The following is a 26,278-nucleotide window of genomic DNA, read 5'->3' on the forward strand; positions in this document are numbered from 1 at the left end:
AGCGGAAATCAACGGGCAAACTTTGAAGGCTAAAAACAACAATATATGCGAAAACAGCCTTTCATTAAATTAATCGACCAAGCTAAGGTGAAAATCTGGGCGCAAATACGCTAATACGAATTTGATTGGTGAGGAAGATAAGCAAAGTTTTTTTCTTTTCATTTCTGACAATGCTATACTCAGATGGTGAAACATAACATGTTGGGGTTATCCATATATCGATTAGTATATGAAAATTGGTGACAAGAAAGGAAGTTCTTAAATGGAGATGTTAAATCTCTCATTGCCGGCAACAAACCGGTTTGCAACAGAATACATGGCACAAACTGAGGACATTCAGCGCTATTTCCATTATCGCTATAATGATATTGTAGAATATAAAAATCGGCTAGATGAATTGAAAGACCGTTCATTCATGAGAAAAGAACTAGCTGCACATATTGAACAGTTTATGGCGGGATTTCCAACTTCTGAGAAAGTTTTAGGATCTCTAGAAAAATTGAAAAAGGAAAATAGTGCCGTTATCATTGGTGGGCAGCAGGCTGGGATATTAACTGGCCCATTGTATACAATCCATAAAATCATTTCCATCATCGCACTTGCAAAACAGAAAGAAGAAGAACTGAATATTCCGGTCGTTCCTGTTTTCTGGATTGCCGGCGAAGATCATGATTATCAAGAAGTGAATCATGTATATATCGAAAAAGATCATAAACTAGAAAAAAGAGTTTATCCGGAAAAGGTTCTTGATAAAAGGATGGTATCAAATGTCCAAATCGACCGTGAGGTATGTTTAAATTGGGCTGAAGAGATTATTGAATCGTTTGGAGAAACCGCACACACGAAGGAATTGCATCAAGTTATGAAGAAGGCAATTTCGGAATCGAAATCATTTGTTGATTTATTTGCTTATATTATCATGTATTTGTTTAAAGATTCCGGGTTGCTGATTATCGATTCTGGTGACGAGAAAATACGCACAATTGAGAAGGAATTTTTTATAAAGCAAATGAAAAGCTTTAAAGAAATTACGAAAGGCGTAAAACGCCAGCAGGATGAACTTGCGCATGCCGGCTATTCAAATACGATTGAAATAAGTGACAAGGCCGTCAATCTTTTTTATTATGATGAAGATAATAAAGAAAGAGTCCTTCTTGAATATGACGATGATAAAAAATTGTTTATTGGAAAGGATGGCTTCTTTCAATTTTCTTGGGAACAAATGTCTGAAATTGCAGGCGAATTTCCCGAAAAACTAAGTAATAATGTTGTGACGAGGCCGTTGATGCAGGAATGGCTTTTTCCAACGCTTGCTTTCATAGCGGGACCAGGGGAAATTGCATACTGGGCTGAACTTAAGCAAGTATTTGAAATGTTTGGGCTTAAAATGCCGCCGATCGTTCCCCGATTAAATATGACTTTTCTGGACCGATCAATTGAAACAGACATGAATGAGCTTGAGCTTAATTTGCAAGAAACGTTAACTTTTGGGACTGAAAAGACAAAGGAAGAGTTTATTCAATCATTAAAAGATCAAAACCTTGAAAGCCTGTTCCGAAAAACAAAGCAGGACCTTTTTCAAAATTACCGTTTGATCGAAGAATATATGAAACAAGAAGACAAAGGGCTTGTTCCTTTATTTGAGAAAAATGAAGAATTATTATTAAAACAAATCGAGTTTTTGAAATCTAAATTAGAAAACTCCGTGCAAATGAAACACGAAGTGGTTATTCGCAAATATGATCGGGTTGGAAATGCCCTTCGGCCAAATGGGGCTCCCCAAGAAAGAATTGCAAACGGCTTATTTTACCTGAATCAATATGGGTTGAATTTTATGAATGAGTTGCTCAAATGTTCTTTTAGCTTTGATGGGACTCATAAGGTAATTAAAATCTAACTTTTTTAAAACGAAGCTGTTTTCGTAAAGTTAGTAGCTTTTATAATGTGAATTTTTATTTTATAATCTGAGTTGATTGGAGCGGAAATCAACGGGCAAACTTTGAAGGCTATAACAACAATATAAACAAAAACAGCCTTAAACAATGAATTTAACTGTGAAATCTCAACAAAAAAAGACTTTATCCTTAATGGGATGAAGTCTTTTTTTGTTGAAGAAAAGAGATGTAATCAACACCATGCTAGCTTTTGTTGGGAAAAGACGAATGAAAAAAAGAAGTTTTTATCCTAAAAGTGAAGGATTTTTAATCCAGTGCGAGAATTAGTAAAAACATGTGGAGGAAAGTGGGGGATTGTGGTACATTGAAGTAGGAAAGTGGGGTTAGTGGGTATGTTCATGGGGGAGTACCATCATAACGTTGATAATAAGGGCCGTTTGATCGTGCCGGCTAAGTTCCGTGACAATTTAGGCGAAAACTTTGTATTGACGCGTGGACTAGATCAATGTTTGTTTGGCTACCCAATGAGTGAGTGGACACTGCTTGAAGAAAAGCTAAAAGGTTTGCCGCTCACGAAAAAAGACGCCCGTGCATTTACCCGATTTTTCTTTTCAGGTGCAACAGAATGTGAAATCGATAAGCAAGGAAGAATAAATATTGCTTCCCCGCTTCAACAATATGCAAAATTGGAAAAAGAGTGTGTCGTCTTAGGTGTTTCGAATCGCATTGAAATCTGGAGCAAACATCTTTGGGAAGATTATTTTGCAGAATCAGAGGGCTCTTTTGCTGATATTGCGGAAAATATGATTGGGTTCGATATTTAAATGAAATGTGGAAAGCATACATTTCAAGGGAGCATCAAGGTGAGAACAAGAAATAGTAATAAAAGGAGTTGGCTATCTCGCCAATTATCTCCAATCTCTCATCACGTCTCCCACCTTTAGAAAGGTGGACAACTATGTTTGAACATACAACAGTATTGTTAAAAGAAACGGTTGATGGCTTGAATATTAATCCTGACGGTGTATATGTAGATTGTACGCTAGGCGGAGCCGGACACAGTGAGTTAATCTTGTCTAGGCTATCGGATAAAGGGAAGCTCTATGCCTTCGATCAAGATGATACAGCGATTGCACATGCAAAAGTAAAGCTTTCACAATATGGAGACAGAATTACAATTATTAAGAGTAATTTTCAATATCTTCAGGAAGAATTGGAAAAATTGGGTGTAAATAAAGTGGATGGCATATTGTATGACTTAGGTGTATCTTCTCCCCAATTAGATACCCCGGAACGCGGCTTTAGTTATCATAATGATGCACCACTTGATATGAGAATGGATACAGAGGCGCACATTTCTGCCTATGATGTCGTGAACAATTGGAGTTTTGCTGATTTAGTGAAAATTTTCTTTCGATATGGGGAAGAAAAGTTCTCCAAGCAAATCGCAAGAAAAATTGAAGCGACGAGAGCTGTTGCTCCAATTGAAACTACAGGTCAGCTTGTTGAACTCATAAAGGAAGTTATTCCGGCCCCTGCAAGAAGAAAGGGCGGTCATCCTGCAAAAAGAGTCTTTCAGGCAATCCGAATTGCGGTAAATGATGAGCTTGGTGTATTCGAGAAATCATTGCAGCAGGCAATTGATATCTTAAATCCTGGCGGAAGAATCAGTGTCATTACTTTCCATTCCCTTGAGGACAGGATATGTAAAGTTGCATTTAAAAAAGCAAGCGAGACACCAAACCTTCCCCATGGCTTGCCTGTTATTCCTGATGAGTACAAACCGATTATTAAATTAATAACGAGGAAGCCAATACTTCCATCTGACAAGGAGCTTGAACATAATAACCGCGCAAGATCCGCAAAATTAAGGGTTGCAGAAAAAATATAAATTAACTTTATTCAGCAGAAGTCTCTAAACGATATAAGTGACGATATGAATACAAACAAGTATCCAATTAAGTGGCGGTTCAAAGCTCGGCTGAATAAAGTTAAGCCTAAGGCGGGCCTTTAGATTTTTCAAAGGAATTTATCGAGCAAGCTAAGGTAAAAATCTGGGCGTAAATACGCCAAGGCGAATTTAATATAAAAGCGAAAACGCAAACACAGGAGGGGTAATGATGGGAAATCTAGCACGGAAGCTACAGCAAGAGCAACAGCACGAACAAAAAAAACAAATGGTTCAAGCACCAAAAAAAGCAACGGAAAGAAATCCTTGGCTTTCTCCTGGGGAAAAACTTATCGGTTTAGTTTTTTCGGGAATGGTTTGTTTCGGAGCCGTTCATATTGTTTCGAACCAAGCAGCTATTTATGAAATGAATAAAGATATTCAGGATACAAAAGTAGCTATTCAGGAGCAGAATAAAGCAAATAGCGATCTTGAAATGCAAGTAAGTGAACTAAGTACATATGAACGTATTTGGGACAAAGCAAGAGCGCTGGGGCTTACATTAAATGAAAATAACGTTAAGGTTGTGCAAGATTAATGTTAAAAAAACAGCCGAATATTAATTTTGGAGCAGCGATATTATTTGTAATATTTTGCCTGCTCTTTTTTGTCTTACTTTTTCGCTTTGTTTCTATCCAAATGACAGGCGAGGTTAAAGGACAAGTTCTCGCTGCAAAAGCTCAGCAAAAGTATGAAAAAGAAAAAGTTATCGAAGCAAAACGGGGAACCATTTATGACCGAAATGGCGAGGTGATTGCTGAGGATACAAACACTTACAAACTCGTTGCTATTTTGGATGAAAAGATGACAAATAACCCCAAAAAGCCAAAGCATGTCGTCGATCCAGAAGAAACTGCAAGGGAACTTGCTAAGGTTATAGATATGAAAGAATCGGAGATTTATAGAAACTTAACGAAGGTAAACCCAGAAAAGAATGAGAAGCCTTTTCAAGTAGAATTTGGTAAAGCGGGGCGGGATCTATCCAATCAAACGAAGCGAGAGATAGAGGAATTGAAGCTGCCAGGAATTACATTTATCAGAGATTCCAAACGGTTTTATCCGAATGGGGTTTTTGCATCCCATTTAGTAGGGTATGTTGAGAAGAAAGAAAATGTGGAAGGTAAAACGGATACTGTTGGCATGCTTGGGCTTGAACAAAGCCTAAACGAGGCACTAACAGGAAAAAACGGAAAGTTCAATTATGAAAGCGATATTTGGGGTTATTTACTATCAGATGGAAAGGAGAAAGTTACCCCTGCAATCAATGGGCAGGAAATTTACTTGACCATCGATAAGAAAATTCAAACATTCCTTGAAGATTCGATGAATAAAGTGGATAAAGAATATCAGCCGGAGAAAATGGTTGCAGTCGTGGCAGATCCGAAAACAGGGGATATTCTTGCAATGGCCCAAAGGCCCTCTTTCCATCCAAAAACGAAGGAAGGGATTGAGCGAACCTGGCATAACGAAGTGATAGAGAACTCCTTTGAACCGGGATCAACAATGAAAATATTCACATTAGCCGCGGCGATTGAAGAAGGTGTCTTTAATCCAAATGAATGGTTCAAGTCGGGGCAATATGCTGTTGATTCAAAGTCGAGACCCGTTCGTGACTGGAACGAAGGCCGGGGATGGGGTTCAATCACCTTTTTAGAAGGAGTCCAGCGTTCATCGAATGTTGCTTTTGCGAAGCTTGTAAAGGAAAAGCTTGGTTTTGATAGCTTTGGAGAATATCTGACAAAATTTAGACTTGACCAGCCAACAGGGATTGAATTACCGCATGAAACGGGTGGCAAAATCGTATATAATTGGCCATTGGAAAAAATCACGACTGGCTTTGGGCAGGGTTCCGCCATTACGCCGATTCAGCAAATCCAAGCAGCCACAGCAATTGCTAATGATGGAAAAATGATGAAACCCCATGTGATCAAAAAAATAGTAGATCCGAATGAAAATGGGTCGGTAAAGATTACAAAACCAGAAGTAGTCAGCAGTCCGATTTCAGCAAATACGGCAAAACAAGTGAGAGATATTTTGGAAACCGTAGTCTCCTCACCAAAGGGGACGGGGCAACATTATAAAATTGAAGGGTATGAAGTGGCAGGGAAAACCGGAACAGCGCAAATTCCTAATCCAAGAGGAGGTTATTTAGTAGGGCGTAATAACTATGTCTTTTCCTTTTTGGGGATGGCTCCAAAGGATGATCCTAAATTAATCATTTATGTAGCTGTTCAACAGCCGAAAATGGATATTCATACAAATGGATCAGATCCGGTTTCGAAAATTTTCAACCCTGTAATGAAGAGTAGTCTTCAATATTTGAATATCGAGCCCATTCAACAAACGAAAGCCCAATTTGGAAAAGTTCCTAATGTCATTGGCATGACTTCGGAGGATGCTATAAAAAAATTAAATAGCGAAGGTTTCAATCCGATCATTGTCGGTCAGGGAAATAAAGTGGCTAGTCAACTCCCAGGGGATAACGCCAGCTTGCTTGCAGGGGAAAGGGTAGTTATTCGAACGGATGGAAAATTAACGATACCTGATATGACTGGATGGTCGTTAAGGGACGTAATGAAGATTGCGAAAGTGGGCAACCTGCAATTAAATTCGGTTGGCAGTGGCTATGTAATCAAACAAAACTTAAAGCCTGGTCCTTCCATTAGTGAAGGAGAATATTTAATTGTTGAATTAGAGGAGCCCGTTCAAAAATTCATAAATGGGGAGGAGCAATTAGAAGACGACCAAGAAGAAGTAATCGAAGTGCAGGATTAGTTTTTTTCTATTGTCTAGCACGTCTCCAATAAGTATGCGAACTCCGCTTTTCTTATTCTATTCAAAAAGGTACAAGCATATATTGAAACGAGCCATAATCTAAGGAGGTTCGTTCGTACATGCGTGTTTCAAATGTAACTGTAAGAAAACGGTTGACGGTAGCTTTAATAGTAGGCATTCTCATTTTTTTTATAATTGATTTTCGACTTGGATATGTCCAATTTTTCTTAGGAACTGCCCTGACCGATGGGGCGAAGGAATTATGGAGCAGGGATATCCCTTTTGAACCTGAAAGAGGGCAAATTGTTGATCGGAATGGTGTTCCACTAGCAACGAATGTCAGCGCCCCTACCGTATATGTCGTGCCAAGACAGATAAAAGATGCTGAAGATGCAGCGGTGAAACTAGCTGCTGTCCTGAATACGTCTAAAGAACAAGTTTACAAGGAGATTACTCAAAAAGAAAAAGATGTAAGGCTAACAAAAGGCAGAAAAATTTCTCATGAAAAGGCGAAGGAAATCAGAGCATTGGAAATAGATGGTGTCTATATTGGTGAAGATTCAAAGCGTCATTATCCCTTCGGTAACTATCTGTCACATGTGCTCGGATTTGCCGGAATTGATAACCAAGGCCTAATGGGACTGGAACTATTTTATGATAAAGAACTAAACGGTAAAAAAGGCTCTGTCAAGTTTTATGCAAATGCAAAAGGTGAGCGGATGAATGATATGGCTGATGATTATGATCCGCCTGAGGATGGGATGGATTTAAAGCTAACAATTGATTCGAAGGTCCAGACCATTATTGAACGTGAAATGGATATTGCCGAAGCAACCTATCATCCAGATGGGATTATTGCGATTGCTATGAACCCCAATAATGGCGAAATTTTAGGGATGTCAAGCAAGCCTGATTTCGATCCCGCCAACTTTAGAAATGTTTCTCCAGATATTTATAATCGGAATCTCCCGATTTGGAGTACGTTCGAACCTGGATCTACGTTTAAAATCATCACATTGGCAGCTGCGCTTGAAGAAGGAAAGGTTGATCTGAAGAAGGATCATTTTCATGACGCTGGATATGTCAAAGTCGGCGGTGCGAGATTAAGATGCTGGAAAAGGGGCGGACATGGGAGTCAGTCATTCCTAGAAGTTGTGCAAAATTCCTGTAACCCGGGTTTCGTTGAACTAGGTGAAAGATTAGGAAAAGAAACCCTATTTAAATACATTCGTGATTTTGGTTTTGGGGAAAAGACAGGTATCGATCTTCAAGGTGAAGCATCAGGGATTTTGTTTAAACTTGATCGTGTCGGCCCTGTTGAACAGGCGACAACTGCTTTTGGCCAGGGAGTTTCTGTGACACCTATTCAACAGGTTGCTGCCCTATCTGCAGCAGTAAATGGCGGAACATTGTATACCCCATATGTCGCAAAGGAACTAATTGATCCTAGAACTGGTGAAATTGTCATGAGAAAAGCACCTACCGCTAAACGGAAAGTTATATCTAAAGAAACATCGGAACAAATTAGATATGCACTCGAAAGTGTCGTTGCTCAAGGAACGGGCGGGAAGGCCTTTATTGACGGTTACCGTGTCGGTGGAAAGACTGGGACAGCACAAAAAGCACAAGGTGGAAGATATCTCGAAAATAACCACGTCGTATCATTTATCGGGTTTGCCCCAGCAGATGATCCACAGCTTGTCGTCTATGTAGCCGTAGATAATCCAAAAGGAACCGTTCAATTTGGGGGAGTTGTTGCTGCACCAATCGTCGGCAATATTATGGAAGACAGCTTGCGGGCAATGGGTGTAAAACCGAGGAAAAACCAAATCGAGAAAAAACTGACTTGGCCGGATGTTCCTATGATTGAAGTTCCTGATTTAGTGGGTATTTCGAAACAGGAACTTGGTGAATTATTTATTAATTTAAAAATTGATGCAAGTGGTAATGGAGATAAAGTGGTAAAGCAAACACCTCAACCGGGAATAAAGTTAAAAGAAGGATCAACAATTAGGCTTTATTTCGATAAAAAGGACTAACGAAGTTAATAAGGTAATTTGCAATATTTTAGTATTGGGCGGCATATTGCAAACGCCGCCCTTCTCATGTTGGTTGAAGTTACCATCGCTGGTGGAGGAAGGCGGACTAAAACCGCGACGTCTGCCCTAGCACGTTCTGTTGTCAAAAAATCCACATTGTGAAAGTTTCGATTTATAAAACAAATGGCGAAAAATCAGCTTTTCATGTAAAATGAAAATCGCGATGAAATTGGCTGTTTCTCTTATTTTGCAAAACGAATGTTTGGGAATAGTTTTGTTTTAATGAAGGGGATGAATGAAATGAAATTACATACGCTATTACATCAACTGCAGCCATACATGGCGTATACCGGGGAAAATCCTGACATCTCTTCAATTGAAAACGATAGTCGCAACGTCCAGCTAGGCAGCTTGTTTATTTGTATAAAAGGCTTTACCGTTGATGGTCATGACTTTGCTGCATCAGCTGTTACCCATGGTGCAGCAGCGGTAATTTCTGAAAAAGAATTGGCATTGCCTGTCCCTGTAATTGTCGTCCAAAATACGAGGCGGGCAATGGCTGTTTTAGCGGATGCTTTTTTCGGACAGCCGAGTCATAAACTCCACCTGATCGGAATTACCGGTACGAATGGAAAAACAACGACAAGCCATTTAATTGAAAAGATTCTCTCTGATGCCGGCAGAAAGACAGGACTGATCGGTACAATGTATACGAAAATTGGCGAAAAAAGCTATGAGGTGAAAAACACAACTCCAGAAAGCTTGACACTTCAGCGCATCTTTAAACAGATGGTCGATGTGGGCGTTGAATCAACGGTAATGGAGGTTTCTTCCCATGCTTTAGATGAAGGAAGGGTTCACGGATGTGATTTCAATCTTGCAGTATTCACTAATTTAACGCAGGATCATTTGGATTATCATAAAACAATGGACGAATATCGAATAGCCAAAGGTCTTTTATTTTCCCAGCTTGGTAGTGCCTTTTCATATACTATGCCGAAATATGCGATCATAAATGTGGATGATTTAGCATCTCAGGCGTATATAAAGGCAACAGCCGTCCATGTCTTAACATACGGAATTGATAATCAAGCGGACCTTCAAGCTATCAATATTCAAATGACAGCGACAGGAACATCCTTTGATTTATTGAGCCCATTCGGCAAATACAAAGTATCGCTGCAGCTGATAGGAAAATTCAGTGTATATAATGTATTGGCTGCAATCGGGGCAGGGATTGCCTCAGGACTCCCGATCGAACAAATCATTCAATCCATTGAAGAAGTGAGGGGTGTTTCCGGCCGGTTTGAAACGGTGGATGCCGGACAGAACTTTTCCGTTATCGTCGATTATTCACATACCCCTGATAGTTTAGAAAATGCGTTAAAGACAGTTAACCAATTTGCGAAAAAGCGTGTTTTCACCATTGTAGGCTGTGGCGGGGACAGAGACCGTTCCAAAAGGCCTCTAATGGCTGAAATTGCCTGCCGGCTTAGCACGGATCCAATTTTCACTTCAGATAATCCAAGAAGTGAAGATCCAATCCAGATTTTAAAAGATATGGAAGATGGCGCTAAAGGAAAAAGCTACAAGATAATTCTTGACCGTAAAGAGGCAATTCATTATGCCGTTAACACAGCCGGTAAAGACGATGTCATTCTAATTGCAGGCAAAGGTCATGAAACATACCAGCTAATCGGGAATCGAATATTTGATTTTGATGACCGTCTTGTTGCAAAAGAGGCGATAGAGGAGCGATAAAATGTTTTTAACGTATGGTGATTTAGCGAAACTGTTTCCGAATGTGAAAGGAATACAGGATCATGAGCTGTTTTTTCATACGGTAGCGACGAATTCAGCTATGCCCCAGCCAAAAGGGATTTTTATTCCTTTCGAAGGGAATTCCGGGGAGATGGAAGAAGCCATAGAAAATGGAGCGATTGCTGCATTGTGGAAGGAAGGGAAGAATATCCCTAGGTATACGCCTAATCATTTCCCAATATTTTTTACAAATGACTTATTGAAAGGCTTAAAGGACATGATGGAACTATATACAGAAAAAATCAATCAAGAAAAAACATTACTAAAAGAAGTGACGAATTTCCTTTTTATAGATGAAATGCGTCTGAAAGAAAATCAATCAACATATGATATTGCTGTGATGGCAGAAAAAATAAACGCGATTTCTGAAAAGCTCCAGCAAGGAAGGGAGGGGGCAAAATGATGGAGAAAGTTATCTTTTTCACAATATTAATGGGTTTTTTAATTACTGTTTTACTTTCTCCTTTATTTATTCCCTTCTTAAGGAGATTGAAATTTGGCCAGAGCATTCGGGAAGAAGGGCCGCAATCACATTTGAAGAAATCCGGTACTCCGACAATGGGGGGAATTATGATCCTTCTATCCATAACGGTTACCACACTCGTTATGACAGGAAAGTTTTCGGAACCGACTGTAAAGACTTATATGCTGCTTTTAGTTACCCTTGGATTTGGATTCCTCGGATTCCTCGATGATTTTATTAAAGTCGCGCTGAAGAGAAATCTAGGGTTAACTTCTATACAAAAGCTGATCGGGCAAGTCATTATTTCTGTTATTTTTTATTTTATTTTCCAGCAAAGTGACTTTTCGACTGAAATTCATATTCCACTGACTTCATATTCCTTTGATTTAGGATGGACGTATGTCTTTTTTATCATTTTTTGGCTTGTTGGGTTTTCAAATGCAGTTAACCTTACCGATGGGTTAGATGGCCTTTTATCGGGAACAGCTGCTATCGCTTTTGGAGCATTTGCTGTATTAGCATGGAATCTGTCACAATTTGAAATATCGATCTTTTCCGTTGCTGTTTCAGGTGCGGTTCTAGGCTTCCTTGTCTTTAATGCCCACCCTGCAAAAGTGTTCATGGGTGATACAGGCTCGCTTGCATTAGGAGGAGCCATTGCTACCATTGCGATTCTTACTAAGCTTGAAATCATATTAATTATTATAGGTGGCGTATTTGTCATCGAAACGCTTTCTGTTATTTTACAGGTGATTTCCTTTAAAACAACGGGAAAAAGAATCTTCCGAATGAGTCCATTACACCACCACTATGAATTAGTAGGCTGGTCGGAATGGCGAGTAGTTGTCACGTTTTGGACGATTGGCTTGCTATGTGCGATTCTTGGAATCTATATCGAGGTGTGGATGTAATTGAAACAGATCAAACACTATCGTCATAAAAAAGTATTAGTATTGGGATTGGCAAAAAGCGGAGTGGGTGCTGCGGCACTCTTACATAAGTTAGATGCATTTGTTACAGTTAATGATTATAAACCCCTGTCGGAAAATCCTGAGGCACAGGGTCTTCTTGAGTCTGGGATCACTGTCATTTGCGGGGAACATCCAATTGAGCTGCTGGATGAAGGTTTTGAATTAATCGTAAAGAATCCTGGAATATCCTACCAAAACCCGATGATTAAAAGGGCAATGGAAAAAGGGATTCCTGTCATAACAGAGGTCGAGCTTGCCTATGAAATATCGGAAGCGCCTTTTATAGCGATTACCGGTACGAACGGAAAAACGACAACAACGACACTAATTTTTGAGATGTTAAGAATCGGCGGGAAGCTGCCTCTTATTGCAGGAAATATCGGTATGGTTGCTTCCGAAGTCGCCCAGGAAGCAACTGAAGAAAACACAATTGTGATTGAACTGTCATCTTTTCAACTAATGGGGATTACTGAATTTAAACCGGGAATAGCAATCTTAACGAATCTTTATGATGCCCATCTTGATTATCATGGGACAAGAAAAGAATACGTTCAAGCGAAAGCAAATATTACAAAAAATCAAACCGAAACTGAATTTTTTATTGTCAATGCTGAGCAAGAGGAAGTGCTGGCGATTGCCAATGCTTCAAATGCGCAGACCATTCCTTTCTCAACGAAAAGGGAACTAGATAGAGGTGCTTTTGTTAAGGACGGCTGGATTTATTTTAATAATGAACAAGTGATTGCGACGAAAGACATCGAATTGCCCGGGTCTCATAATCTGGAAAATATATTATCAGCTGTCGTAGCTGCTAAGCTGTCCGGGGTCGAAAATGATGCAATTTTCAAAGTGCTGAATACATTCACAGGAGTTAAGCATCGTCTTCAGTTCGTGTGTGAGCGCGAAGGTAGAAAGTTTTATAATGATTCGAAAGCAACGAATATATTGGCCACCCAAAATGCCATTACAGCCTTTAAGGAGCCCATTATCTTACTGGCAGGGGGCTTAGATCGCGGGAATGGATTTGATGAGCTTATTCCGTATCTGAATAATGTAAAGGCAGTTGTAACCTTTGGTCAAACAGCCGAAAAAATAGAACAGACAGCCATACGTGCAGGAATAAAAACAATCAAGCGTGTCGATAATGTGGAAATAGCCGTTCCCGCAGCCTTCGAGTTGTCCGAAAAAGGTGACGTCATTTTGTTATCACCTGCTTGTGCCAGCTGGGACCAATATAAAACTTTTGAGGTCAGGGGAGACATTTTTATACAAGCGGTGCATAAGCTTAAGTGAGGGCTTGTCAGGTTTAGATGAAACTGTTTTCGTAAAATATTGTTGCTTTTTAAACATCGTTAACACATCGAGAGTTTTTGTTCAACTTGAGGCGAGAGGTGAGAGGTGGAATTGGAAGCAATCGGCGAGAAGCCGAATCCTAGATTTAAGTTCCACCTGTTCAGCTATAAGCAACTGCAAGCCCTAATTCTTGCATTCGAGGTGTGTTGCTTTGCCGACAAAAAGAACGACTCCCGATCTTATATTAGTAATTATTGTTTTGATGTTGCTTACTGTAGGATTAACAATGGTATACAGTGCAAGCGCTATATGGGCGGAATATAAATTCAATGATTCCTTTTTCTTTGCCAAAAGGCAGATGCTTTTTGCGGCAGTAGGTATTTTCGCCATGTTTTTCATCATGAATATCGATTATTGGACTTGGAAGACATGGGCAAAGGTAATCATCATTATCTGCTTCGTTTTATTGCTGTTAGTACTTATACCTGGAATTGGTAACGTGCGAAACGGGTCTAGGAGCTGGATAGGTGTCGGGGCTTTTTCGATTCAGCCATCAGAATTTATGAAACTTGCAATGATTGCCTTTTTGGCAAAGTTCCTGTCCGAGCGGCAAAAGCTGATCACTTCCTTTAAAAAAGGAGTTGTTCCGTCTTTAGGAATTGTTTTTTTAGCCTTCGGATTAATCATGTGCCAACCGGATTTAGGTACGGGCACTGTTATGGTTGGCACAAGTGTCGTTATGATTTTTATCTCTGGTGCGAGAATTAGACATTTCCTTTTTCTTGGGCTTCTAGGTCTTTTAGGCTTTGCGGCTCTTGTCCTGTCTGCTCCGTACAGGATTAAACGAATTACGTCCTTCTTAGATCCATGGGAAGATCCATTAGGAAGCGGATTTCAAATCATCCAGTCTTTATATGCGATCGGGCCAGGGGGATTATTTGGATTAGGACTCGGTCAAAGCAGACAGAAATTCTTTTATCTTCCTGAGCCGCAAACGGATTTTATTTTTGCTATTTTATCTGAAGAACTTGGGTTTATCGGGGGTTCATTCGTTATTCTTTTGTTTGCGCTTTTACTGTGGAGAGGAATTAGGATTGCTCTAGGTGCGCCGGATCTTTTCGGAAGTTTATTAGCAGTTGGGATCGTTGCCATGATTGCTATTCAGGTAATGATTAATATCGGAGTTGTCACAGGTCTAATGCCTGTTACAGGGATTACACTGCCGTTTATTAGTTATGGAGGTTCCTCCTTAACCCTTATGCTCATGGCAATAGGGGTGCTTCTGAATATTAGCCGTTATTCCCGTTACTAATTTGGCTTTATATAGCCTAGTTCTTTTTTTTCTCCGTCTTTGCCTTCCAAGGCTCGCCAATCGGCGAGTTTTTCTAATTACGGGGTAAAAAAACATCTTTTCGTTCACTAATAGGTAATATTTACAAAAAAAGCAATGATCTTTATTACATTTCCATGTCAATACGTTATCTGTTTCTACTCATTTGTTTTTATATAGTAGAATAGGATAAAGAGTTGAAGTGAATTTTTTCACACCTAATTTCCTTTAAACAAAAACAGAACACAAAAATAATTACACTCTTCTATGAGGTGGAAAAATGAAAATAGTTGTAAGCGGTGGCGGGACCGGCGGCCATATTTATCCGGCCCTTGCCCTTATTAGAGAAATAAAGAAAGAAACAAAGGATGCAGAGTTTTTATACATTGGGACTGAGCAAGGATTGGAAAGTCAAATTGTTACAAGGGAAAACATCCCTTTTAAATCAATACATATTACAGGCTTTAAAAGAAAGCTCTCCTTAGAAAATATAAAAACCGTCTACCGGTTCTTGAAAGGTGTTAATAGAAGTAAAAAAATGCTCAAGGAATTTAAGGCAGATGTTGTCATTGGAACAGGAGGATATGTTTGCGGCCCGGTCGTTTATGCGGCTGCCAAGCTAGGCATCCCTACGATTATCCATGAGCAAAATAGTGTGCCAGGATTGACGAATAAATTTCTTAGTAAATATGTAGACAAGATTGCTGTTTGTTTTGATGAAGCGATTCAATTCTTCCCCGCAGAAAAAGTTGTTTTAACAGGGAATCCCCGAGCTTCTGAAGTTCTTGGACAGGATGGAATAAAAGGCAGATTTTCTGTAGGGTTAAAAACGAATAATCCAGTCGTTTTAATTTTTGGAGGAAGCAGGGGAGCTAAACCCATCAATGAAGCAGTCTTAAAGTCCTTAACCGAATTGGGCGAAAAACCGTACCAAGTTTTATATGTAACAGGGGATGCCCACTATGAAGAAGTTAAGAAAGAAGTGGAATTAATCGGCAGCCCGGGAAATGTCGTAATTAAACCGTTTATTCATAATATGCCTGAAGTCCTTGCAGGAATAGATTTGACTGTGGCTCGTGCAGGTGCGACGACATTAGCCGAATTAACTTCTCTCGGAATTCCGAGCATCCTTATCCCGAGTCCGTATGTGACAAATAACCATCAGGAGAAAAATGCGAGGGCATTAAGTGACCATGGTGCAGCGGAACTTTTATTAGAAAAAGAGTTGACAGGCAAAAAATTGATTGATCAAATGGATCAAATATTAATGGATGAAGATAAATTAACGAAAATGAAAATGGCTGCAAGGGAACTCGGTATTCCAGACGCGGCAAAAAGGCTTTTTCACTTGATGGAAGAACTCGTGAAGACAAAAGGGAAGTAGCCCAATTGAAATAACTGCATAACATAGTAACAACTCTAAATTCATCCTAGAAAGGGAGGTATTTATGAACGAATTAATATTTAAGCTCAGAGAATTAAACATTGGCCAAGTGAAGGAAAATGAACTATTAGCTAATCATACTACTATGAAAATTGGCGGGCCCGCCGATTTGTTTATAGAGCCTTCTTCAATCGAAAATATAAAAAAAACAATGGAGCTTATTCACGAATATAACGTGGAGTGGACAGCGATTGGTAGAGGTTCAAATTTACTTGTTTCAGATAAAGGAATTGCTGGCGCGGTCATCAAACTTGGTTCAGGCTTGTCTGAAGTAGAAGTAAATGGAACAGAAGTAAAAGTTGGGGCAGGTTACTCATTAATAAGCCTTTCCACACAAATAAGCAGAAAAGGATTGTCAGGTCTGGAATTTGCAAGCGGAATCCCTGGTTCCGTAGGCGGTGCTGTTTACATGAATGCCGGCGCACACGGGTCTGACATCTCAAAAATATTAACAAAAGTCCTCGTCTTATTTGAAGATGGAAACGTGGAGTGGCTTTCGAATGAGGAAATGTCATTCTCCTACAGAACGTCCGTGCTTCAAAATAAACGCCCCGGTGTAGTAATCGAAGCTGTTTTTCAGTTAGAGGCTGGCGATAAGGACATTATTTTTGCGGCTATGCAAAAAAACAAGGACTATCGGAAAGAGACACAGCCGTGGAATTTCCCTTGTGCGGGCAGCATATTTAGAAACCCGCTGCCAAATTATGCCGGAAAACTGATTGAGGATGCAGGATTAAAAGGGTATTCCATAGGTGGAGCGAAAATATCTGACATGCATGGAAACTTTATCGTCAATACGGGAAATGCTAAAGCAGAGGATGTCTTAGCATTGATTCAGCATGTCAAGGATACAATTCGTGATCTGTACAACATAAAAATTGAAACAGAAGTGGAAATAATCGGTCGAAAGTAACGGGAAATAATCCTCACTTGATCCATTTGTTGTGATATAATTACTCATTAGAAATGAATAAATCCTTGAAAAAATGATAATAAAAGGCATAAACATACGCTGTTTTGTTTTCTCATTATCCTTTAGGAAATTCCGAAGAATAATGAGTGAGGAAAAATAGAAAAAGCCGGCTTATTTAATCAAAGTATGAAGGGTTTTCTGAAGTTTGAAAGCTTTAACTTTATTCAGCAGAAGTCTTCCACTTTTATAAGTGGCGAGATGAATGTAAAAGGGTATCCAATTCAGTGGGGGTTCAAACTCCGGCGGATGTCTCAGATTTTTTAAAGAAATTTATCGAGCAAGCTAAGGTAAAAATCTGGGCGCAAATACGCCAAGGCGAATTTGATAGGTTCAGGCGCCGATAAGCAGGCGCCTTACGCTTTTCGTGTGAGGTGAATTTGAATGGAAAAAGGAAAGGTCGTCTCCCTAGAGGATCGAATTCCTAAACTAAAACAGCAAAGGCGAAAAAAGGCGAATCGAAGGCTTATTCTTTTGTTGCTTTTCTTTTTCTCGCTTATCGCCTTTGTTATTTATTTTCAATCACCGTTAAGTCATATTAATAAAATTAATGTTACAGGAAACTCTATTTACAGTTATGACGAATTGATTGCAATAAGCGGTCTTAATGAAAAGACGAATGTTTGGAAGGTTGAAGACAAGGCTATCGAGGGGAAGCTTATAAAGTTACCTGAGATAAAAACGGCTAAGGTTCAAATTACCTTGCCGAATACGGTTACCATTACTTTAGAGGAATACAAACGAATAGCCTACATAATGAAAGAGAAAAGTTATTTGCCTGTAATTGAGAACGGAAAAATCCTAAATGATGATAAGATTTCTGGGATTCCTGCGAATGCACCTATCCTTATTGGTTTCTCACAAGGAAATGTCCTTAATGGGATGATTAAGGAACTCGAGATTTTGCGAGAAGAGGTCCTAAATTCAATTTCAGAAATCCACCATACGCCCAAAAACACAGATGCTTTTCATTTAACCCTTTTTATGAATGATGGTTATGAGGTAAGTGCAACGGTTAGAAGTTTTTCAGAAAAAATGGCGCATTATCCTTCAATCGTCAGTCAATTAGATCCCGAAAAAAAGGGAATTATTGACTTGGAAGTCGGCTCTTATTTTAAAGCTTATGAGCAGGAGGGAGCTGATAAGATTGAAGAAGAAAAAGAGAGTGAAGGGTAACCATGTCATTTTTTCACTGGTTTTTCTTGTTCTTGGCTATATGATTGCTTTTTCCTATCATCTTACACAAAGTGAAAAATCAACAGTGACTGGAAAACAGTGGGAAAGGGACTTGGAGCTTCGTAATCAATTAGTTTCACTTGAGGAAAAAAACCGCTTATTACAGAGTGAATTAAATGCCAAACGAGAAAGAGTGCAGGAAATTGAAAAAGAATTGTCCCAGGAAGCGCAAATTTATTTTAATCTTGCTGAAGATGCGGAGAAATTCAGAATGTATCTTGGAAAAATTAAAGTAAAAGGACAAGGTGTAGAAGTGACACTTACTGATGGGGCGTATAATCCCAATGAAAAAAATATTAATAATTATATCGTTCACGAACACCATGTGTTTAAAGTGATAAATGAGCTGTATATCTCGGGGGCGCAAGCGGTAGCAATTAACGGGCAAAGATTATCCCATAATTCGTATATTCTCTGTAACGGGCCAGTGATCGAAGTCGATGGCTATCAGCATCCGGCTCCATTTGTTATCACTGCGATAGGGGATGCGGATGTCTTAGCTGCTGCTCTAAACTTAACAGGCGGTGTCAAGGATTCATTAGTAAATGAAAATATTCAGTTCGCCCTTGAGAAGAAAACTGAAATTTCCATCGATCCTTTACTAGGGAGCTAGTGATAAGTCTAACTTTATTCAGCAGAAGTCTTCACTTCTATATGTGGCGAGATGAATGCAAAAGGGTATCCAACTCAGTGGGGGTTCAACCCCCGGCTGAATAAAGTTAAGCCTCCGGCGGATGCCTCAGATTTTTAAAGGAATTTATCGAGCAAGCTAAGGAAAAAATCTGGGCGCAAATACGCCAAGGCGAATTGATTTCGAACATTTCCTACATCGTCCACTAAGTTTGGAAAGTAAGGTGAAAAACGTGGACAGTAATAAAAAAAATATTAGCTTTACACTTATCACTATCGTTATTGGTTTTATGGTTGCCATTCAATTCCAAACGGTGAAAGAGCCGGTTGTCCGCGATACACGGGATACATGGCAGCTTAGGGAGGATGTCCTAAAAGAAAATGAACTTCAATTAAAATTAATTCGTGAAGTTCGTTCGAATGAAGAGAAGATCGCTAAATATGAAACAGAGCTTAAACAAAGCAAAGAACAGGTTTTGCGGGATACATTGGAGGAGTTGAAAGCAGAAGCGGGGCTAAGTGAAGTGAAGGGATATGGCATTATTTTATCAATTGAGCCTGTTATGGAGGAACTCCTGATTGGAGAATCAGTTTCCTCTGTCTCTCCAGATTTATTAAAAAGACTTGTAAATGAGCTGAATATGTATGATGCACAGCATATATCAATCGATAACCAGCGAATTATTAATACGACCGTTATTCGGGATATAAACAATGTAACAAAAATTGACGGTCATTCTCTTACCCGCTTGCCATTTGAAATAAAGGTCATAGCTGAAAATGGGCAAGAAGCAGAAAAACTTTATAATCGGATGCAAGTGTCGAAATCGGCAGATGAATTTTTTGTGGACAACCTTCGGGTAAATATAATTAAACCGGAGGGAACTATTTCAATTCCCGCCTATCAGAATCCAATCAGGATTCGTGATATGGAGCCTGTGAAACCTGAAAAAGGAGGCAATTCATAATGTGGCTTCCAATATTGGGGTTAATCATAGGAGTTATACTTGGGTTTCTTACGGAAATTAAAGTCCCTGATGAATACTCGAACTATCTGTCAATTGCTGTCCTTGCAGCGCTTGATACACTTTTCGGCGGGATCCGTGCCCAGCTTCAAAATATCTATGATGAAAAAGTCTTTGTATCAGGTTTCTTTTTCAATATTTTACTTGCAGCAAGTTTGGCTTTTCTAGGTGTCCATCTTGGTGTAGACTTATATTTAGCGGCAGTTTTTGCATTTGGGGTTCGACTATTTCAAAATATTGCGGTTATTAGAAGAATCCTTTTGACGAAATGGTCATCAAGCCGTGAAAAAATAGAAAAAAAGTAATTTTTTATAAAGGGAAATTATTAGTTTTGACGAATATTTAATACATCTAATACAAATTAAAATGAATAAAAGAAAAGCTGTAACGCCTGTCGAGTGCTACAGCTAGCTAAAATGGAGTTTTAGTTGATCAAATGAAGGAATTGCTAAAGGAGGTGCCAAAGAATGAACAGCAATGAAATATATGTTAGTCTTGACATCGGTACATCCAGTGTAAAAGTAATCATTGGGGAAATGGTCAACGACTCTTTAAATATTATTGGTGTTGGCAGCGTGAAGTCAGAAGGCTTACGAAAGGGATCGATCGTAGATATAGATGAAACCGTTCATTCAATAAGAAAGGCAATTGAACAGGCTGAAAGAATGATAGGAATGGAAATTACCAATGTGATAGTAGGCATTACTGGCAATCATGTGATGCTGCAACCTTCACATGGTGTTGTAGCCGTTTCTAGCGAAAATAGGGAAATAACGGATGACGATGTTGCAAGAGTCATAGATGCAGCCCAAGTAGTTTCTATCCCGCCGGAAAGAGATATTATCGATGTCATTCCAAAGCAGTTCATTGTCGATGGATTAGATGAAATTAATGATCCTCGTGGGATGATTGGAGTACGTCTTGAAATGGAAGGCACGATTATTACGGGGTCGAAAACCATTCTACATAATACATTACGCTGCGTTGAGCGTGCTGGCCTGGAAATTCTTGATATTACACTGCAGCCGTTAGCTGCTGGTGCTTATGCTTTATCAAAAGATGAAAAAAATCTTGGCGTGGCCCTTATAGACATTGGCGGAGGTTCGACGACAATTGCCTTGTTTGAACAGGGATTTTTGAAAGCAACAAGTGTCCTTCCAGTAGGAGGCGACCATATTACGAAGGATCTTTCGATCGGCCTTCGCACATCCACAGAGGACGCAGAAAAAATTAAAGTAAAATATGGGTATGCTTTTTATGATCATGCCTCTGAAGATGAAGTTTTCAGTGTTCCGATTATCGGGAGTGATCAACATCAGCAGTTCAACCAATTGGAAATATCTGATATTATTGAGGCGCGAATGGAAGAAATCTTTGATCTCATCCAAAATGAGGTGAAACGCCTAGGTGCGCACGACTTGCCTGGTGGCTTTGTCCTTACAGGCGGGGTTGCCAATACACAGGGAATTCTTGAATTAGCCCAGGTGATCTTTCAAAACCGGGTCCGAATCGCAATCCCAGATTACATTGGCGTTCGGGAGCCCCAATTTGCTACAGCTGTCGGGTTAATTAAATTTGCTTACAAAAATGCAAAGATTCAAGGAAGAAAATTACCAGCACCTGTAAGCGTGCCAGAAAAAGAAAAGCGCGTTCAAAAACAACCGCAACCAAAAACAAAGCCGGAAAAACAACCGGAGGAAAAAATAACATCAAGAGTTAAGAAGTTCCTCGGATACTTTTTCGAATAGCTAGGTTTGGAATAGAGGCATTTATATTTTAAAAAGCGAATCGAAATAATGGTGTTCTTTGGAATATCGACGAATTAGGAGGATTTGTCATGTTGGAATTTGATACTAATTTAGATTCATTAGCAACGATAAAAGTCATCGGCGTTGGCGGCGGCGGTAATAACGCGGTAAACCGTATGATTGAGCATGGTGTAAAGGGTGTTGAATTTATTGCAGTCAATACGGATGCACAAGCATTAAACCTTTCTAAAGCAGAGGTGAAAATGCAAATCGGCGGCAAGCTTACTCGCGGACTTGGTGCGGGTGCTAATCCTGAAGTAGGAAAAAAAGCAGCTGAAGAAAGTAAAGAACAGCTTGAAGAAGCATTAAGAGGAGCCGATATGGTGTTTGTCACTGCAGGGATGGGTGGTGGAACCGGAACAGGTGCAGCACCTGTTATTGCCCAGATTGCCCGTGACTTAGGAGCGCTGACTGTTGGCGTTGTTACTCGCCCGTTCACATTTGAAGGCCGGAAACGCGCAACACAGGCTGCAGGCGGGATTTCCTCCATGAAAGAGGCAGTGGATACTTTAATCGTTATCCCTAATGACCGTTTATTAGAAATTGTTGATAAAAGTACACCAATGCTTGAAGCTTTCCGTGAAGCGGACAATGTTCTTCGCCAAGGTGTTCAAGGGATCTCGGATTTAATCGCTGTACCTGGGCTTATCAATCTTGATTTTGCCGATGTAAAAACGATCATGTCTAGTAAAGGTTCAGCACTTATGGGTATAGGGGTAGCTACAGGTGAAAACCGCGCGGCAGAAGCAGCGAAGAAGGCAATCTCCTCTCCACTTTTAGAAACTTCTATTGATGGAGCACAAGGTGTATTAATGAATATTACTGGCGGATCAAACTTGAGCCTGTACGAGGTTCAAGAGGCCGCAGATATTGTAGCAACAGCATCTGATCAAGACGTTAACATGATCTTTGGTTCCGTTATCAATGAGAACTTAAACGATGAAATTGTCGTTACGGTTATTGCGACTGGATTTAATGATGAAGTAGTAGTTCAGCCGAAACCAACCAGACCTGCATTTGGACAACCAAAACCGGCTACAAGTACTATTAAGCGTGAGCAGAAGAGAGAAGAAATTCCACAGGAACCAATGAGAAGCACTCATACACAACAGTCTGAGGATGCATTAGATATACCTACATTTTTACGAAATCGAAATCGCAGACGTTAATATGAAAAAGAAAAAAGCATGCCAGTATAAACTGACATGCTTTTTTCTTTTTCTAGTTAGACAGTTTGCGGTTCATTTAAATCCATTGCTGGACCAAAAAATTCATAACGGATATTTTCTTTTTGAAAGCCTGCTTCTATTAAGGCTTCATACATCACCTGCATAAAGACAACTGGTCCACACATATAAACAATGGAATCTTTATTATTAACGACCTGTTTTAGCCAATCCGCAGTTATATAGCCTTCTTTATCATAGCATTTTCCTTCTTTATCAAGCTCTGTCGGTTTTTCATAACAAATAAAACTGTTGATATATTCGTTATTAGCCTCAATTTGCTTCACCTCTTCTGAAAAAGCGTGAACACTCCCGTTGATGGCTGCATGGATAAATACTGTTTTTTGTTTTTTATCAGCTAGATGATGGAGCATGCTAAGCATCGGCGTAATTCCAACCCCTCCACTGAGTAAGAGTACTGGCTTTTCTGCATTGTTTTCAAAAATAAATTCCCCGGCTGGTGCACTGATTTCAATTGTATCGCCAGCCTTAAGTTGGCTATGCAAATAGGTTGATACAATTCCTGCCGGTTTATTATTTAGACCATCTTCTCGCTTCACGGAGATCCGGTAATATTTTTTATTTGGAGACTCTGACAGGCTGTATTGACGAATATGTGTGTATTGCTCGCCAGGGATATTGTTTAGCTTTATGCTGATATATTGACCAGGAATAAATTCTGCAATCTCTTTTCCATCTGCCGGTGTGAAGTAAAAAGATGTAATTACATCGCTTTCTTCGACAATTTTTTCTACGATGAAACTTCTGAAGTCCTCCCAGCCGCCGGACGTATTTCCTGCTTCCTCATAAAAACTTTTTTCCACATTGATAAAAGCATCAGCAATCATTCCATATGCTTTTGCCCAAGCTTCAATGATTTCGTCAGTTGCTGCATCCTTTAATACGGCTTTAATGGCTAAAAGTAAATGCTCTCCAACGATCGGATAGTGTTCAGGCTTAATTCCTAATGAGCGATGCTTGTGGGCAATTTGCTTAACAACTGGGAGTATCATTTCTAGTTGGTCTATATATTTGGCAGCAGCATAAACAGAGTTCGCTAAAGCTTTTTGCTGTCGGCCTTGTTTTTGGTTTGCATGATTAAAAATATTTAGTAATTCGGGATGATTGTTGAACATTAACTCGTAAAATGTCTTAGTAATTGTTTCTCCATGCTGTTCTAATACGGGAACAGTGCTTTTAATAATCTCAATTGTTTTTTGATCCAACATATCTAAAAACCCCTTTTCTTTATTTTCACTGTAATTATAGGTGATTAATAAAATAGATTTAGTGATATAAATCACACATAGAATAGAGTAGTCACATTTTCAACGTAAAATAAGATAAATATAGACAAAATCCGAAAGGAAAAGTGAAAATTTCTGTAGTTTCTATTACAGGAAGTGACACACTTCATCTAGTGATGTAAGCTATACTTTTTTTAACAGAATGATAGGAGAAAGAATTAATATGAATGAATAAGAAATTAATTAAAGTAATTCAGTAAACAACTTTTCATTTAAAAAAGTGCTTTTGTGACGAGGTCTCATCTAAAGGGAGGAAAATGTTTGGAGGTCTATTTAGATATTATTTGGGCTCTAAATTTTTTATTTGACAGCCTCCTACTTTATTTGACGGCCATTATTTTAAAGAGAGAAATTCGGCTTTGGAGGCTTTTTACAGGGGGCTTGATAGGCTCGGTTATTATATTATTATCGGTTACACCAATTAGTATTTATTCGGGACATCCGATAATCAAATTAGTAATTTCTATTTTGATGGTGATAACAGCATTTGGCTTTAAACGCTTTCGTTATTTTCTGAATGGACTGATGACTTTTTATTTAACGACTTTTTTAATCGGCGGGTCATTGATTGGTGTCCATTATTTTATAAAATTTGATTTTCAGCTTTCTTCTTCTGTTTTTCTAGCGAGTGTGAAAGGGTTTGGTGATCCGATTAGCTGGCTGTTTGTCCTTCTTGGATTCCCGATTGCCTGGCATTTATCGAAACGGAATATGGAAGGAATTGAAATGACGAAAATACAGTATGATTCTCTAATTAATGTCATCGTCGCGATAAATGGAGTGTCTTACCAGTTTAAAGGGCTGATTGATAGCGGAAATCAGCTATATGACCCAATCACAAAAATGCCTGTTATGTTTGTATCAATAAAAAATAGAACAGCAGATTTTCCGGAGGGCTTAGTGAAATTTGCTCAAAGTCCAGAAAAGATTATCCTCGGGAATGAACCGATATCACCTGATTGGGAACATCTCATGCGAGTTATTCCGTGTAAAGTTGTTGGACAAGAACACCAGCTAATCATTGCGATAAAACCTGATCGGATCGTCTTGGAGGGTGATGATGGGCTTTATGAAGTAGAGAGGGGACTCGTATCATTTTCGACCCAGCAGCTTTCTTCAGACGATGCCTTCCAGTGTATTGTTCACCCGAAAATGATGACAGGTACAAGAAAAGCGCAAGCCGCAGGGCAGGTAAAGCATGCATAACATCTCAAACTTTTGATGGGAATTCCAGGTAGCGTGAATTTTACACCATTTGCATAACACTTTTAAGAGGGAGGGCATTTTATGAAAAACTTAAAGCTTCGCTTATCGTACTATTGGTATAAATTATTAATTAAACTAGGGCTTAAAACGGATGAAGTATATTATATCGGTGGAAGCGAAGCGCTGCCTCCTCCTCTTAGTAAAGAAGAAGAGGAGATTTTGTTAGAAAAGCTGCCCAACGGCGACAAGGCAGCAAGATCCATTTTGATTGAAAGAAACTTAAGGTTAGTTGTTTATATTGCCCGAAAGTTCGAAAATACGGGTATCAATATTGAGGATTTGATCAGTATTGGCACAATTGGGCTGATAAAGGCAGTGAATACATTCAATCCCGAGAAGAAAATTAAACTGGCTACATATGCCTCCAGGTGTATTGAGAATGAAATCTTAATGTATTTAAGAAGAAATAACAAAATTCGCTCAGAAGTCTCTTTTGACGAGCCTTTAAATATTGATTGGGATGGCAATGAGTTATTGCTCTCAGACGTACTAGGTACTGAAGAGGATATTATTACAAAGGATCTTGAGGCGAATGTAGATAAGAAGCTGCTTTCCAAAGCTTTGCATCAACTGTCTGAACGAGAAAAGCAGATTATGGAGCTGCGCTTTGGCTTAGGAACAGGAGAAGAAAAAACTCAGAAAGACGTAGCGGATATGCTTGGTATCTCGCAGTCCTATATTTCGCGATTAGAAAAAAGAATAATAAAAAGGCTTCAAAAGGAATTTAATAAAATGGTTTAACATTTCTATTGCAGGAATTGTTTTTGTAACAATGTAAATCATATCGAAAAGGTAAAACGGTCATGGAAGTTGTTTATTCGTGCCCAAAAA

Annotated in this window: 21 protein-coding genes and 1 pseudogene; 21 read left to right on the forward strand and 1 reads right to left on the reverse strand. The window is 39.3% G+C overall.

Annotation, left to right across the window (positions count from 1 at the left end):
- Positions 1 to 262: 262 nt before the first annotated feature.
- The 19 genes and pseudogenes from bshC (at position 263) to ftsZ (ending at position 22,817) form a co-directional block, all read left to right on the forward strand.
- On the forward strand, positions 263 to 1,897 hold the full coding sequence (bshC, locus tag BGM26_RS01760; protein WP_217038019.1) for a bacillithiol biosynthesis cysteine-adding enzyme BshC: 1,635 nt from the start codon (positions 263 to 265) through the stop codon (positions 1,895 to 1,897).
- Positions 1,898 to 2,287: 390 nt separating this feature from the next.
- Positions 2,288 to 2,719 carry a division/cell wall cluster transcriptional repressor MraZ gene (mraZ, locus tag BGM26_RS01765; RefSeq protein ID WP_217038020.1) on the forward strand — a complete coding sequence of 144 codons (432 nt, stop codon included), beginning with the start codon at positions 2,288 to 2,290 and terminating at the stop codon, positions 2,717 to 2,719.
- 134 nt (positions 2,720 to 2,853) lie between these two features.
- Entirely contained in the window at positions 2,854 to 3,786 is a 933-nt protein-coding gene (gene rsmH / locus BGM26_RS01770; RefSeq protein ID WP_217038022.1) for a 16S rRNA (cytosine(1402)-N(4))-methyltransferase RsmH, read from the forward strand.
- Between the two features lie 229 nt (positions 3,787 to 4,015).
- A complete protein-coding gene (ftsL, locus tag BGM26_RS01775) occupies positions 4,016 to 4,381 on the forward strand; it encodes a cell division protein FtsL (protein ID WP_217038023.1) in 366 nt (121 codons plus the stop codon).
- The gene (locus tag BGM26_RS01780) at positions 4,381 to 6,618 is read left to right on the forward strand and encodes a penicillin-binding protein (protein WP_217038024.1); all 2,238 of its coding nucleotides are present in this window, start codon (positions 4,381 to 4,383) and stop codon (positions 6,616 to 6,618) included. Before ftsL ends, BGM26_RS01780 begins: the two co-directional genes overlap by 1 nt.
- Before the next feature lie 119 nt (positions 6,619 to 6,737).
- On the forward strand, positions 6,738 to 8,657 hold the full coding sequence (locus tag BGM26_RS01785) for a stage V sporulation protein D (RefSeq protein ID WP_217038026.1): 1,920 nt from the start codon (positions 6,738 to 6,740) through the stop codon (positions 8,655 to 8,657).
- A 300-nt stretch (positions 8,658 to 8,957) separates the two neighbouring features.
- Positions 8,958 to 10,418: a UDP-N-acetylmuramoyl-L-alanyl-D-glutamate--2,6-diaminopimelate ligase gene (locus tag BGM26_RS01790; protein ID WP_217038027.1), complete on the forward strand. Its 1,461-nt coding sequence runs from the start codon at positions 8,958 to 8,960 to the stop codon at positions 10,416 to 10,418.
- Between the two features lies 1 nt (position 10,419).
- Positions 10,420 to 10,881, forward strand: a complete 462-nt coding sequence (locus BGM26_RS01795; RefSeq protein WP_217038028.1) for a hypothetical protein — start codon at positions 10,420 to 10,422, stop codon at positions 10,879 to 10,881.
- The gene (gene mraY, locus BGM26_RS01800; protein ID WP_217038030.1) at positions 10,878 to 11,852 is read left to right on the forward strand and encodes a phospho-N-acetylmuramoyl-pentapeptide-transferase; all 975 of its coding nucleotides are present in this window, start codon (positions 10,878 to 10,880) and stop codon (positions 11,850 to 11,852) included. The genes BGM26_RS01795 and mraY overlap by 4 nt, the downstream gene beginning before the upstream one ends.
- Complete coding sequence (murD, locus tag BGM26_RS01805) at positions 11,853 to 13,205, forward strand: UDP-N-acetylmuramoyl-L-alanine--D-glutamate ligase (RefSeq protein WP_217038031.1); 1,353 nt, start codon at positions 11,853 to 11,855, stop codon at positions 13,203 to 13,205.
- 211 nt (positions 13,206 to 13,416) lie between these two features.
- Positions 13,417 to 14,517: a stage V sporulation protein E gene (gene spoVE / locus BGM26_RS01810; protein WP_217038032.1), complete on the forward strand. Its 1,101-nt coding sequence runs from the start codon at positions 13,417 to 13,419 to the stop codon at positions 14,515 to 14,517.
- A gap of 298 nt (positions 14,518 to 14,815) precedes the next feature.
- Positions 14,816 to 15,919, forward strand: a complete 1,104-nt coding sequence (murG, locus tag BGM26_RS01815) for an undecaprenyldiphospho-muramoylpentapeptide beta-N-acetylglucosaminyltransferase (protein WP_217038034.1) — start codon at positions 14,816 to 14,818, stop codon at positions 15,917 to 15,919.
- Between the two features lie 64 nt (positions 15,920 to 15,983).
- Positions 15,984 to 16,892 carry a UDP-N-acetylmuramate dehydrogenase gene (gene murB, locus BGM26_RS01820; protein WP_217038035.1) on the forward strand — a complete coding sequence of 303 codons (909 nt, stop codon included), beginning with the start codon at positions 15,984 to 15,986 and terminating at the stop codon, positions 16,890 to 16,892.
- A gap of 441 nt (positions 16,893 to 17,333) precedes the next feature.
- Entirely contained in the window at positions 17,334 to 18,125 is a 792-nt protein-coding gene (locus BGM26_RS01825; protein ID WP_217038036.1) for a cell division protein FtsQ/DivIB, read from the forward strand.
- The gene (locus tag BGM26_RS01830; protein ID WP_217040597.1) at positions 18,073 to 18,798 is read left to right on the forward strand and encodes a DUF881 domain-containing protein; all 726 of its coding nucleotides are present in this window, start codon (positions 18,073 to 18,075) and stop codon (positions 18,796 to 18,798) included. Before BGM26_RS01825 ends, BGM26_RS01830 begins: the two co-directional genes overlap by 53 nt.
- 307 nt (positions 18,799 to 19,105) lie before the next feature.
- Positions 19,106 to 19,783, forward strand: a complete 678-nt coding sequence (locus BGM26_RS01835) for a DUF881 domain-containing protein (protein WP_217040598.1) — start codon at positions 19,106 to 19,108, stop codon at positions 19,781 to 19,783.
- Positions 19,783 to 20,186, forward strand: a pseudogene (locus BGM26_RS01840) (small basic family protein). Before BGM26_RS01835 ends, BGM26_RS01840 begins: the two are co-directional and overlap by 1 nt.
- A gap of 121 nt (positions 20,187 to 20,307) precedes the next feature.
- A complete protein-coding gene (ftsA, locus tag BGM26_RS01845; RefSeq protein WP_217038038.1) occupies positions 20,308 to 21,588 on the forward strand; it encodes a cell division protein FtsA in 1,281 nt (426 codons plus the stop codon).
- Positions 21,589 to 21,677: 89 nt separating this feature from the next.
- Positions 21,678 to 22,817 carry a cell division protein FtsZ gene (gene ftsZ, locus BGM26_RS01850; RefSeq protein ID WP_217038040.1) on the forward strand — a complete coding sequence of 380 codons (1,140 nt, stop codon included), beginning with the start codon at positions 21,678 to 21,680 and terminating at the stop codon, positions 22,815 to 22,817.
- A 56-nt stretch (positions 22,818 to 22,873) separates the two neighbouring features.
- On the opposite strand, the gene hmpA is transcribed toward ftsZ, so the two are convergent.
- Positions 22,874 to 24,103: an NO-inducible flavohemoprotein gene (hmpA, locus tag BGM26_RS01855; RefSeq protein WP_217038042.1), complete on the reverse strand. Its 1,230-nt coding sequence runs from the start codon at positions 24,101 to 24,103 to the stop codon at positions 22,874 to 22,876.
- A 339-nt stretch (positions 24,104 to 24,442) separates the two neighbouring features.
- On the opposite strand from hmpA, the gene spoIIGA reads away from it, so the two are divergent.
- Complete coding sequence (spoIIGA, locus tag BGM26_RS01860) at positions 24,443 to 25,387, forward strand: sigma-E processing peptidase SpoIIGA (protein WP_217038044.1); 945 nt, start codon at positions 24,443 to 24,445, stop codon at positions 25,385 to 25,387.
- Positions 25,388 to 25,468: 81 nt separating this feature from the next.
- Entirely contained in the window at positions 25,469 to 26,188 is a 720-nt protein-coding gene (gene sigE, locus BGM26_RS01865) for an RNA polymerase sporulation sigma factor SigE (protein WP_217038045.1), read from the forward strand.
- Positions 26,189 to 26,278: the final 90 nt, after the last annotated feature.

The sequence above is a fragment of the Bacillus sp. FJAT-29790 genome (genome assembly GCF_019039215.1).
Taxonomy (GTDB): domain Bacteria; phylum Bacillota; class Bacilli; order Bacillales; family Cytobacillaceae; genus Cytobacillus.

What these genes read in the sequence shown, in the direction of transcription:
- bshC (WP_217038019.1), top strand. Translation starts at nt 263, where the DNA reads ATGGAGATGTTAAATCTCTCATTGCCGGCAACAAACCGGTTTGCAACA.
- mraZ (WP_217038020.1), top strand. Translation starts at nt 2,288, where the DNA reads ATGTTCATGGGGGAGTACCATCATAACGTTGATAATAAGGGCCGTTTG.
- rsmH (WP_217038022.1), top strand. Translation starts at nt 2,854, where the DNA reads ATGTTTGAACATACAACAGTATTGTTAAAAGAAACGGTTGATGGCTTG.
- ftsL (WP_217038023.1), top strand. Translation starts at nt 4,016, where the DNA reads ATGGGAAATCTAGCACGGAAGCTACAGCAAGAGCAACAGCACGAACAA.
- BGM26_RS01780 (WP_217038024.1), top strand. Translation starts at nt 4,381, where the DNA reads ATGTTAAAAAAACAGCCGAATATTAATTTTGGAGCAGCGATATTATTT.
- BGM26_RS01785 (WP_217038026.1), top strand. Translation starts at nt 6,738, where the DNA reads ATGCGTGTTTCAAATGTAACTGTAAGAAAACGGTTGACGGTAGCTTTA.
- BGM26_RS01790 (WP_217038027.1), top strand. Translation starts at nt 8,958, where the DNA reads ATGAAATTACATACGCTATTACATCAACTGCAGCCATACATGGCGTAT.
- BGM26_RS01795 (WP_217038028.1), top strand. Translation starts at nt 10,420, where the DNA reads ATGTTTTTAACGTATGGTGATTTAGCGAAACTGTTTCCGAATGTGAAA.
- mraY (WP_217038030.1), top strand. Translation starts at nt 10,878, where the DNA reads ATGATGGAGAAAGTTATCTTTTTCACAATATTAATGGGTTTTTTAATT.
- murG (WP_217038034.1), top strand. Translation starts at nt 14,816, where the DNA reads ATGAAAATAGTTGTAAGCGGTGGCGGGACCGGCGGCCATATTTATCCG.
- murB (WP_217038035.1), top strand. Translation starts at nt 15,984, where the DNA reads ATGAACGAATTAATATTTAAGCTCAGAGAATTAAACATTGGCCAAGTG.
- BGM26_RS01825 (WP_217038036.1), top strand. Translation starts at nt 17,334, where the DNA reads ATGGAAAAAGGAAAGGTCGTCTCCCTAGAGGATCGAATTCCTAAACTA.
- BGM26_RS01830 (WP_217040597.1), top strand. Translation starts at nt 18,073, where the DNA reads ATGAGCAGGAGGGAGCTGATAAGATTGAAGAAGAAAAAGAGAGTGAAG.
- BGM26_RS01835 (WP_217040598.1), top strand. Translation starts at nt 19,106, where the DNA reads ATGGTTGCCATTCAATTCCAAACGGTGAAAGAGCCGGTTGTCCGCGAT.
- ftsA (WP_217038038.1), top strand. Translation starts at nt 20,308, where the DNA reads ATGAACAGCAATGAAATATATGTTAGTCTTGACATCGGTACATCCAGT.
- ftsZ (WP_217038040.1), top strand. Translation starts at nt 21,678, where the DNA reads ATGTTGGAATTTGATACTAATTTAGATTCATTAGCAACGATAAAAGTC.
- hmpA (WP_217038042.1), bottom strand. Translation starts at nt 24,103, where the DNA reads ATGTTGGATCAAAAAACAATTGAGATTATTAAAAGCACTGTTCCCGTA.
- sigE (WP_217038045.1), top strand. Translation starts at nt 25,469, where the DNA reads ATGAAAAACTTAAAGCTTCGCTTATCGTACTATTGGTATAAATTATTA.